This window comes from Pseudomonas sp. (assembly GCF_026224925.1).
In the GTDB taxonomy this organism is placed as follows: Bacteria; Pseudomonadota; Gammaproteobacteria; order Pseudomonadales; family Pseudomonadaceae; genus Aquipseudomonas.
The window spans coordinates 1-10,194 of sequence record NZ_JAMFRV010000419.1 but is presented as its reverse complement, the minus strand read 5'-3'; the positions used below and the strand labels follow the sequence as shown (position 1 = coordinate 10,194).

10 protein-coding genes are annotated in these 10,194 nt (G+C 56.8%); 6 read left to right on the top strand and 4 right to left on the bottom strand.

Annotation, left to right across the window (positions count from 1 at the left end):
- Nucleotides 1-1,005 (top strand): response regulator (locus M0974_RS18095; protein ID WP_297839686.1); only part of this gene is annotated, 1,005 nt, incomplete at its 5' end.
- A 116-nt stretch (nt 1,006-1,121) separates the two neighbouring features.
- On the opposite strand, the gene M0974_RS18090 is transcribed toward M0974_RS18095, so the two are convergent.
- Nucleotides 1,122-1,607, bottom strand: coding sequence for a glutathione peroxidase (locus M0974_RS18090; RefSeq protein ID WP_297839683.1), 486 nt, complete (start codon nt 1,605-1,607; stop codon nt 1,122-1,124).
- A gap of 113 nt (nt 1,608-1,720) precedes the next feature.
- A complete protein-coding gene (msrB, locus tag M0974_RS18085; RefSeq protein WP_297839680.1) occupies nt 1,721-2,116 on the bottom strand; it encodes a peptide-methionine (R)-S-oxide reductase MsrB in 396 nt (131 codons plus the stop codon).
- Nucleotides 2,117-2,308: 192 nt separating this feature from the next.
- Here msrB and M0974_RS18080 point away from each other — a divergent pair, with 192 nt between their 5' ends.
- From M0974_RS18080 to M0974_RS18070, 3 genes are all read left to right on the top strand, one after another.
- Nucleotides 2,309-3,520: a pyridoxal phosphate-dependent aminotransferase gene (locus tag M0974_RS18080; protein ID WP_297839678.1), complete on the top strand. Its 1,212-nt coding sequence runs from the start codon at nt 2,309-2,311 to the stop codon at nt 3,518-3,520.
- A 227-nt stretch (nt 3,521-3,747) separates the two neighbouring features.
- The gene (gene htpX, locus M0974_RS18075) at nt 3,748-4,635 is read left to right on the top strand and encodes a protease HtpX (protein WP_297839676.1); all 888 of its coding nucleotides are present in this window, start codon (nt 3,748-3,750) and stop codon (nt 4,633-4,635) included.
- A 91-nt stretch (nt 4,636-4,726) separates the two neighbouring features.
- Complete coding sequence (locus tag M0974_RS18070; protein WP_297839674.1) at nt 4,727-5,377, top strand: DUF2959 domain-containing protein; 651 nt, start codon at nt 4,727-4,729, stop codon at nt 5,375-5,377.
- Here M0974_RS18070 and M0974_RS18065 read toward each other — a convergent pair.
- Nucleotides 5,354-6,019 carry a thiopurine S-methyltransferase gene (locus M0974_RS18065; RefSeq protein WP_297839671.1) on the bottom strand — a complete coding sequence of 222 codons (666 nt, stop codon included), beginning with the start codon at nt 6,017-6,019 and terminating at the stop codon, nt 5,354-5,356. The two genes, M0974_RS18070 and M0974_RS18065, sit on opposite strands and share 24 nt — an antisense overlap.
- A gap of 103 nt (nt 6,020-6,122) precedes the next feature.
- Between M0974_RS18065 and M0974_RS18060 the strand changes: the two genes are divergently transcribed.
- Nucleotides 6,123-6,890, top strand: a complete 768-nt coding sequence (locus tag M0974_RS18060; protein WP_297839667.1) for a class III extradiol ring-cleavage dioxygenase — start codon at nt 6,123-6,125, stop codon at nt 6,888-6,890.
- Between the two features lie 718 nt (nt 6,891-7,608).
- On the opposite strand, the gene M0974_RS18055 is transcribed toward M0974_RS18060, so the two are convergent.
- The gene (locus M0974_RS18055) at nt 7,609-9,324 is read right to left on the bottom strand and encodes a DEAD/DEAH box helicase (RefSeq protein ID WP_297839665.1); all 1,716 of its coding nucleotides are present in this window, start codon (nt 9,322-9,324) and stop codon (nt 7,609-7,611) included.
- Between the two features lie 388 nt (nt 9,325-9,712).
- Here M0974_RS18055 and M0974_RS18050 point away from each other — a divergent pair.
- On the top strand, nt 9,713-10,194 hold a 482-nt coding region (locus M0974_RS18050; RefSeq protein ID WP_297839663.1), incomplete at its 3' end, for an enoyl-CoA hydratase-related protein.

The window sequence follows — 10,194 nt, the reverse complement described above, 5'->3', positions numbered from 1 at the left end:
GGCGGCATCCGAATCGACGTGTCTGACACCGGGATCGGCATTGCTCTGGAGGATCAAGCGAAAATATTCCAGCCGTTCACCCAGGCGGCGGCGGATATCACTCGGCAATACGGCGGCACCGGCTTGGGCCTGGCACTGACCCATAACCTGTGCGGCGCAATGAAAGGCCGATTGAGCGTGACGTCCAAGGTAGGCTTCGGCAGCCGTTTTAGCGCGGAACTACCGTTGATCACCCACACCCCGGCACTGGTCCTGGAAAAACTCAAAGGCCGGGTGGTGGCGGTCAGTCCGGCCGACAGTGGTCTGGCTGAACTGCTGGCGAGCCTGCTGACGGGGTGGGGTATTGACTACCAGCGTCGCAGTATCGGCGACAGCTTGTTCGGGCTGAACCCGGACCTGCTGATCACTGATTGCCCGGAATGCCTGTTTGGCATACGCCCCGCGATTACCGCGCCGATCCTGCTGGTGACGGCTTATGGCAACTTCATGCCCAGCGAAGAGGTCAGCGCCCTTGCCCCCTTGCATCAGCAGGCGCGCCCGCTGGCCCGCAACGCGCTATATCAGACGTTGCGCCGAACCCTGCAGCCCAAAGAGCACATTTCTCAAGAGTTGCTGTTGCGTGGCCAGGTGGCGAGCCATCGCGCCCGAATTCTGTTGGTTGAAGACAATCCTGTGAATCAGTTGGTGGCCAAGGGCATACTCGGCAAACTGGGCTGCGAGGTGATCGTCAGCGGGCACGGCGCGCAAGCGCTTGAACAGTTGGAGCTGCACCACTTCGACCTGGTGCTGATGGACTGCAACATGCCGGTGATGGATGGCTATGAAGCCAGCCGACAAATTCGCCAAAGCGGGCGCTGGCCGCAGCTGCCCATTATCGCCCTGACCGCCAACGCCATGCCCGAAGAACGTGAACGCTGCCTTGCGGCGGGCATGAGCGACTACTTGGCCAAGCCGTTTCGCCGCGAAGAGCTGGTCAGCTTGCTGGATCAGTGGCTGAAGCCGTAGCGGTAGCGCATGTGAAAAGATCAAGACATCTGTGGGACCGAATTCATTCGGGAAGGCGGTGTGCCAGGTACGGCCCTTTCCCGAATGAATTCGGTCCCACCGGTCTCGATATAGGGTTACTTCAGCAGCGCTTCGATCTCGCTGGTCAGGTCTTGGGGCTTGGTCAGGGGCGCGAAGCGTTTGACCAATTTGCCGTCTTTACCGATCAGAAATTTGGTGAAGTTCCACTTGATACGCTCCGACCCCAGCACGCCAGGCGCCTGCTTTTTCAACTGGACGAATAACGGGTGAGCGTCGCTGCCATTGACGTCGATTTTCTTGAACAGCGGAAAGCTGACCCCGAAATTCAACTCGCAGAACTCGGATATTGCGCCTTCATTGCCCGGCTCCTGATGGCCGAACTGGTTACACGGAAAGCCCAGCACCACCAGACCTTGATCCTTGTAGGTCTGCCACAACTGTTCAAGGCCTTTATACTGCGGAGTGAAACCGCACTTACTGGCGGTATTGACCACCAGCACCGCCTTGCCCGCAAAATCTGCCAGGGTTTTCTGCTCACCTTTAATGGTGGTACACGGAATGGTCAGCAGATTTTCGCTCATGGCAGCACCTTAAAAAGAGTGGAATGTGCAAGAAACATAGTGCGCAATTGACTTGCGCACAATTTAATTCATCCCGTCAATATCGCGCCATAACAGTTTAGCCCAACGGCCGCTTACTCTCGCGGGACCAAATCCAGGCACACCGAATTGATGCAATAACGCAATCCGGTCGGCGGTGGACCGTCTGGAAACACGTGCCCCAAGTGCGCATCGCATTTGGCGCATACCACTTCAGTACGGATCATCCCATGGGTCATGTCGCGGATTTCAATCACCGCACTGCCTTCAAGGGGCGCGTAAAAGCTCGGCCAGCCGCAGCCGGAATCGAATTTTGTTTCAGAGTCGAACAATGGCTCATTGCAGCACACACAGTGGTAAACGCCAGCGGTCTTGGTGCTGTTGTACTTGCCGGAAAACGGACGTTCAGTCGCTTTCAGGCGACAGACGTTGTACTGCTCCGGATCAAGCATCGCCTGCCATTCTTCGCGGGTTTTTTCCAACTTTTCCACGGGTACACCTCCAAAGCTTAAAAAGCCCGATCTGTATCTTTTCCAAGGATCGGGCGGCACGTATGATTGCGCCTCGTTAAGACGCCAGTCTGTCACCCGCGTTTCATGCATACAAATCCATTTTCATGGCGTTCTGCTCGGCGAGCCAGGTTGTGTGAACCACTGGACCGTCCACTTTCGGGATCAATCACCATGCAGGTCAGCAAATCGAACAAGCTCGCCAACGTCTGTTATGACATACGCGGGCCAGTGCTCAAGCACGCCAAACGCCTGGAGGAGGAAGGGCATCGCATCCTCAAGCTGAATATCGGCAACCCGGCAACGTTTGGCTTCGAAGCGCCGGACGAAATCCTGCAGGACGTGATCCGCAACCTGCCGACCGCTCAGGGCTACAGCGACTCCAAAGGCCTGTTCAGCGCGCGCAAGGCCGTGATGCAGTACTACCAGCAGAAACATGTAGAAGGCGTCGGTATAGAAGACATCTACTTGGGCAACGGCGTTTCCGAGCTGATTGTCATGTCGCTGCAGGCGCTGCTCAATAACGGCGACGAAGTGCTGATCCCGGCCCCGGATTATCCATTGTGGACCGCTGCCGTCAGTCTCGCGGGCGGGAATCCGGTGCATTACCTGTGCGATGAACAAACGTACTGGTGGCCAGACCTGCAAGACATTAAGGCCAAGATCACGCCCAATACCAAGGCCATGGTCATCATCAACCCCAACAACCCGACCGGTGCGGTGTATCCGAAGGAAGTGTTGCTGGGCATGCTCGAGTTGGCCCGCCAGCACAAACTGGTGGTGTTCTCCGACGAAATCTACGACAAGATTCTTTACGACGATGCGGTCCATATCGCCACCGCGTCATTGGCTCCCGACCTGCTGTGCCTGACGTTCAATGGCCTGTCGAAGTCGTACCGCGTTGCCGGTTTCCGCTCTGGCTGGGTGGCGATTTCCGGGCCAAAACACAATGCCCAGAGCTATATCGAAGGCATCGACATACTCGCCAACATGCGCCTGTGTGCCAACGTACCTAGCCAACACGCCATTCAAACGGCGCTGGGCGGCTATCAGAGCATCAACGACCTGGTGTTACCTGCCGGCCGTCTGCTGGAGCAACGTAACCGAACCTGGGAATTGCTCAACGACATTCCCGGTGTCAGCTGCGTTAAACCCATGGGCGCGCTGTATGCCTTCCCGCGCATCGACCCGAAAATCTGCCCAATTCATAACGATGAGAAGTTCGTCCTCGACCTGCTTCTGTCGGAGAAACTGCTGGTGGTTCAGGGCACGGCGTTTAACTGGCCATGGCCGGATCACTTCCGTGTAGTGACCTTACCGCGCGTCGATGACCTTGATCAGGCCATTGGCAGAATTGGTAACTTTCTCAAGACCTATCGCCAGTAAGCGCCCCCCACTCACACCTCGCGCGGCCTGAATGGGCCGCACGGCGTGCCTCTTACCGCTGATAAACTGCGCAACGCTCTGGTTCGGGCGTTATTCCTGCGTGCAGATTTTCGATTGGCGGCAGACAGACGACACAGTTTGAAATAGTCGCCCTGTTGAATAGCAGAGGGCATCGTCTTATATACCCCGCATCACGTTACATTTTTCATGAGGAGAACGTTTCAACCATGATGCGCATCTTGCTATTTTTGGCCACAAACCTGGCAGTGGTACTCATAGCCAGCATTACCCTGAGCCTTTTTGGCTTTAACGGGATAATGGCGGCCAACGGGGTTGATCTAAACCTTAGTCAATTGCTGATTTTCTGTGCTGTTTTCGGCTTCGCCGGTTCGCTGTTTTCGCTGTTCATCTCCAAGTGGATGGCGAAGATGAGCACCAGCACCCAAATCATCACTCAGCCGCGTACTCGCCATGAACAATGGCTGCTGCAAACCGTTGAGCAATTGTCCCGCGACGCCGGAATCAAGATGCCCGAGGTGGGTATTTTTCCCGCGTACGAGGCCAACGCCTTTGCCACCGGCTGGAACAAGAACGATGCATTGGTCGCGGTCAGCCAGGGTTTGCTGGAGCGCTTTTCGCCGGATGAAGTCAAAGCCGTGCTGGCCCACGAAATCGGCCACGTCGCCAATGGCGACATGGTGACCTTGGCATTGGTGCAAGGCGTGGTGAACACCTTTGTGATGTTCTTCGCGCGGATTATCGGTAACTTTGTCGACAAGGTGATCTTCAAAAACGAAGAAGGCCAAGGTATGGCCTATTACATCGCAACTATTTTTGCCGAATTGGTACTGGGCTTCCTCGCCAGCTCGATCGTTATGTGGTTTTCGCGCAAACGCGAATACCGTGCAGACGAAGCCGGCGCTCGGCTGGCAGGCACTAATGCGATGATTGGCGCCCTGCAGCGCCTGCGTTCGGAACAAGGCGTGCCGGTGCAAATGCCGGACAGCCTGGCCGCCTTCGGTATCAATGGCGGGCTTAAGCACGGTTTGGCTGGCTTGTTCATGAGCCACCCGGCGCTGGAAGACCGGATCGAGGCGCTTCGTCGTCTTGCCTGATAAGCTGCATGCAGTGTGACGGAAGGGCGACGCGAGTCGCCCTTTTGTTTTATCGGGTTCACCGTGTTCTATCGCCATCAAGGAAGCGGCCATGCGCCACCTCGCTCTTGCTTGCATTGCCCTCTTCGCCTTGAGCGGTTGCCAAAGCGCGTACTTTGCCGCCATGGACAAGGCCGGCATTTCAAAGCGCCAAATGCTGACCGGTCGGGTCGAGGATGCACGGGACGCGCAGAAGGACACCAGCAAGCATCTATCCAGCGCGATGGAAAGCTATCGCCGCGTCGTACATTTCGACGGTGGCGATCTTGAGAAACGCTACGACACGTTAAATGACGAGTACCTGGCCAGTGTGAAAAGCGCCGACGCCATTCATCAACGGATTGCTTCGGTTGAAGACGTCGCCGATGCACTGTTTGACGAATGGAATGACGAGCTCGATCAATACACCAGCCAAGAGTTACGTGCAGCGAGCGCCAAGGAACTGGACCGAACCCAAACCGAGTACCGCGAACTACTGGTGACGATGAAAGCCTCCGAGAGCCGAATCCCGCCGGTCCTGAACGTGTTGCACGATCAAGTGCTGTTCCTCAAACACAACCTCAACGCGCAGGCAATCGGGGCGCTCAAGGGCGAGAGCGGCAATCTGCAAAACAGCGTCTATGACTTGCTCAAGGATATGCAGCGCTCAATTGACGGCTCCAATGCCTTTGTCCGTCATCTACAAAACAGCGCCGCGCCTTAAACGATAGGCTCGTTCGTCTAGCCGGGTGGCACCTGCACTGACGAATCTGCCGCTAACGCTGAGTACATCGCAGGTTTCGAGCGTTTCAACCTGCCAGTCCGTCGCCAGCAATTGCTGCACCTCGGCATCTGCGACTGAAAACGGTGGTCCATCGATTTGCGTTTGTTCGTAGTCGAGGGTGATCAACAGCCCTTGGCACACCTGCGGCAGAATCTGCGCCAAGTGTTTTACATAGCGCTGGCGCATCTCCGGCGGCAGGGCGATCAGCGCAGCACGGTCGTATAGCCCCATGCACTTGGCCACGTCCGCAGCCGTCAGGGCGAAAAAGTCGCCACACCACAGCTCGATTGATTGCGCACTGAAGACCTTGAACGGTCCGCGCTGGGTAATCGTTGCAGTTTGTTGCTGCTCGCTGAAAAAATCTTCTACGGCCTTTTGCGAAAGCTCGACGCCCATGACGTTAAACCCCTGCCCCGCCAACCATGCCAGATCGAGGCTTTTGCCGCACAATGGCACCAGCACGTGATCGCCGGGCTTCAGCCCAAGGCTTGGCCAGTGGCGTTGTAGGTAAGGATTAACGTCCGGCAGGTGAAAGCCGATCTGATTGGCCGCCCAACGTTTTTGCCAAAACTCCGGTCGCATATCAACTCCAAATTATTCGATCAAATCAGGCTAAAACTTATATTAGATTTAGATCAATCTTTTGCCTGAAGATGACGGCATCTTAACGCTCAGGACTCCGACTATGTTCCCTAGCTTGTTTATCTCCCATGGCTCACCGATGCTCGCGCTGGAACCAGGTGCAAGCGGTCCGGCGTTGAAGCGTCTCGCGGCAGAGATGCCTAAGCCGCGAGCCATTGTGCTTGTGTCGGCGCACTGGGAAAGCCAGGAGCTGTTGGTCAATGGTAATCCACAGCCGGAAACCTGGCATGACTTCGGCGGCTTCCCACCGGAGCTGTTCGCCGTGCAATACCCGGCCCCCGGCTTGCCTGAGTTGGCGGCAGAGGTGGTTGAGTTGCTGGCAGCGGCTGGATTGCCGGCGCGCATCGATTCCAAACGGCCTATGGATCATGGGGCTTGGGTGCCGCTGTCATTGATGTACCCGCAGGCTGATATTCCGGTGGTACAGGTTTCGTTGCCAACCCGTCTCGGCCCAGCGCTGCAAACCCAGGTCGGTCGTGCGCTTGCGAGCTTGCGAGAACAAGATGTGTTGGTGATTGGTTCGGGCAGCATCACCCATAACCTTAGAGAGTTGGACTGGAACGCGGGGCCAGAAAGTATTGAGCCTTGGGCGTTAGCGTTTCGTGACTGGATGGTGGATAAGCTGGCGAGCGGTGATGAAGCGGCTTTGCATGATTATCGACGTCTGGCGCCGAATGCGGTGCGTAATCATCCGAGCGACGAGCATTTGCTGCCGCTTTATTTTGCACGGGGCGCGGGGGGTGAGTTCAGTATTGCGCATCAGGGATTTACCATGGGTGCGCTGGGGATGGACATTTATCGGTTTGGTTGAAATGGAGGCCCTGCGGTCCTGCTGGTTTACAAGCTAGGGTCAAAAGCTTGGGTTGTGTTGGCGTTTAGTTTTGGGTGTATATCCGTTGTTTGTGGTTGCTTAAAGTATGGTTTCGCTTTTACAGCGAGGAACCTTTTTCAGACGTCGGGGCGCCGAACCGCAAAAAGGTCCCGCCAAAAGGGCTTGCCCCACCATAGGGTCTCGCTAAGGCTCGACTTCCCTCGCTCCGGCGTTGCTCCGGGGGTCGCCGTGAGCGGCCATCCCTGGCCGCGCACGGCTTTCTCGGCATCCCTGCCTCGTTACCCCCTACGCAACGCCTGCGCTCGGCCGCATGATTTACGGGGCCTCTTTTCCGCAATTTGATATTCAATTCACATCAAATCCCAAAGGCAAATCACAACCTCTCACCCCCCCCTGTAGGAGCGAATTCATTCGCGATGGACCGCGAAGCGGTCCCAAACCGGCCAATACAATTGCAACGCTCAAAACCGCATCAACCAGCCTACGACTGCTGCGCAGCCGATCGCGAATAAATTCGCTCCCACGGCCTGTCGGCCAGAAGCAGGCGTCGATACAGGGCAGCCGCTATAACGCAGACCTGCTTTTGATGTTGGCCCCTAAAACAGCAGGACCGCAGGGCCTTCATTAAATCCAAAACAAAAAAATCCCCGAACCAGTCGGGGATTTTTTATTCAGACTCGATCAACTCAAGAGCAGATCAGTCTTCGCGATAGCGACGCAGCTTCAACTGCTTGCCTGCAACGCGGGTGTCCTTGAGTTTAGTCAGCAGACGCTCAAGGCCATCTTCCGGCAGCTCAACCAGGCTGAAGCTGTCGCGCACCTGGATGCGGCCGATTGCTTCGCGGGCCAGGCCGCCTTCGTTGAGGATTGCACCCAACAGGTTTTTAGCAGCGATACCATCTCGCGCACCCAGCGCGGTACGGCAACGAGCACGGCCTTCGGCCAATGGAACCGGAGCACGACGCTCGCGATCAGCACCGCTGCGCTCAGGACGCTCGCTCGAAGACGAACGATCGCTGCGCTCACGTGGCGCGCTGGTTGGAACCAGTGGGCGATCACGCTCGATGGCGGCCAGGGTCAATGCTTGACCGTTGGTAGCTTTACGCAACAGAGCAGCAGCAAGAGCACGCGGGCTGCAACCGATATCGGCGATCAGGCGATCCAGCAGATCACCATGGGTCGATTCAGCATCGCCAACCAGCGGAGTCAGGCTGTTAGTCAATTTCTTGATGCGAGCATCGAGAACGGCTTGAGCATCCGGAAGGCGGACCTCAGCAACTTTCTGACCTGTAACACGCTCGATCACTTGCAGCATGCGGCGCTCACGAGGAGTCACCAGCAACAACGCACGACCTTCGCGACCGGCACGGCCAGTACGGCCGATACGGTGAACGTAAGACTCTGGATCGTAAGGCATGTCCACGTTGAACACGTGGGTGATACGCGGTACGTCAAGACCACGAGCAGCAACGTCAGTCGCAACAACGATGTCCAGACGGCCATCTTTCAGCGATTCGATGACGCGCTCACGTTGGTTCTGAGCAATGTCGCCGTTCAGCGCGGCAGCCTTGTAACCTTTGGCTTCAAGGGCGCTTGCCAGATCCAGGGTCGCTTGCTTGGTGCGAACGAACATGATCAGGGCGTCGAAGTCTTCAACTTCCAGCAGGCTCAGAACAGCCGAGGTCTTCTGGTCAGCGTGAACCAACAGGTGAGCCTGTTCGATCGCGGTAACGGTTTGGGTCTTGGTCTGAATCTTCACGTGCTTCGGATCGCGCAGATGGCGTTCAGCGATGGCACGGATCGATTGAGGCAAGGTTGCCGAGAACAAAACAGTCTGACGGGTCGGTGGCAAGGCCTTGAAGATAACTTCCAGGTCGTCCATGAAGCCCAGCTTCAACATTTCGTCTGCTTCGTCGAGAACCAGGTGGTTCACGGTAGCCAGTACTTTTTCGTCGCGGCGAAGGTGATCGCACAGACGGCCCGGGGTGGCGACAACGATCTGCGCGCCATTACGGATTGCTTTCAACTGCGGGCCCATCGGCGCACCGCCGTAGACAGCTACAACCGTTACGCCCGGCATTTGCTTGGCGTAGGTTTCGAAAGCGGTGGCTACTTGCAGGGCCAGTTCGCGAGTTGGCGCAAGGATCAGCGCTTGTGGTTCGCGTTTAGCTGGATCGATGCGATGCAGGATTGGCAGTGCGAACGCAGCGGTTTTACCCGTACCGGTTTGCGCCTGGCCAATCATGTCATGGCCTTCCATGATGATCGGGATCGATTGCTGCTGAATAGCCGAAGGCTCTTCGTAGCCAGTTGCGATAACGGCTGCAAGGATATTTGGATGAAGTTCAAAAGCGGCGAAGCCGCCGAATTCCTGGGTCATGGGTCTGCCTCTAGTGCATCCGCAAAGACCCATGTTCCAAAGCTGCGCGTGCCGTGTAAGACCCTAGAGTCGCCCTGGCTGCTTTGTCGGCGGGGATTTGCGAAAACGTTTGAATGAATGGATCGTCAAGGGTAGCCCGCAGAGCGGACAAGCAGCCGAAGCTGGCTTCGGGGAATTGCAATACCTGAACGAGGGCCCGGTTAAAGGCCGGCGCGTACTATACCGGAATTACTGACTAAAGTGAGGGTTATTTTTGCAGAACCGCGACTGGGTCATTGTTTGCCACAAGCTTTGCGCAAACGCGAGTCTGTGTCTATTTTGCAAAGGCCCTGCATCATTGGGTCGGACTGCTAAAACGGTTCACCTAATATACTGCTTGAGGCTCTTTTCGCCCACCCCCAGCGCGCAAGGATCAATGCTCATGTCTTCCTCAAACTACCGCTGTGTCAGCCGCGAACAACGGGGCCACGTTCTGTTGATCGGACTGGACCGTGTTGCCAAGCGCAACGCCTTCGACGTTGACCTGCTCAACCAGTTGAGCCTCGCTTATGGCGAGTTCGAGCGCAACGACTCAGCGCGGGTTGCGGTGGTGTTTGCCCATGGCGAACATTTTAGCGGTGGACTTGACCTGGTCAGCGCCGGCCCGGAGCTAGCTAACGGTTGGACCCTGCCTGAAGGCGGCTACGACCCTTGGGGCGTATTTAATGGCCCACGGGTCAACAAACCGGTGATCGTCGCCGCTCAGGGTTATTGCCTGACCATTGGCATCGAGTTGATGCTGGCTTCAGACATTAGCCTGTGCGCCAGCAACACGCGCTTTGCGCAGATGGAAGTGCAGCGCGGCATCTTCCCGTTCGGCGGTGCCACGTTGCGCTTGCCGCAACGGGCGGGCTGGGGCAATGC

Coding starts and splice junctions, on each gene's coding strand:
- M0974_RS18065 (WP_297839671.1), bottom strand. CDS start 6,019: ATGCGACCGGAGTTTTGGCAAAAACGTTGGGCGGCCAATCAGATCGGC.
- M0974_RS18060 (WP_297839667.1), top strand. CDS start 6,123: ATGTTCCCTAGCTTGTTTATCTCCCATGGCTCACCGATGCTCGCGCTG.
- htpX (WP_297839676.1), top strand. CDS start 3,748: ATGATGCGCATCTTGCTATTTTTGGCCACAAACCTGGCAGTGGTACTC.
- M0974_RS18090 (WP_297839683.1), bottom strand. CDS start 1,607: ATGAGCGAAAATCTGCTGACCATTCCGTGTACCACCATTAAAGGTGAG.
- M0974_RS18070 (WP_297839674.1), top strand. CDS start 4,727: ATGCGCCACCTCGCTCTTGCTTGCATTGCCCTCTTCGCCTTGAGCGGT.
- M0974_RS18055 (WP_297839665.1), bottom strand. CDS start 9,324: ATGGGTCTTTGCGGATGCACTAGAGGCAGACCCATGACCCAGGAATTC.
- M0974_RS18080 (WP_297839678.1), top strand. CDS start 2,309: ATGCAGGTCAGCAAATCGAACAAGCTCGCCAACGTCTGTTATGACATA.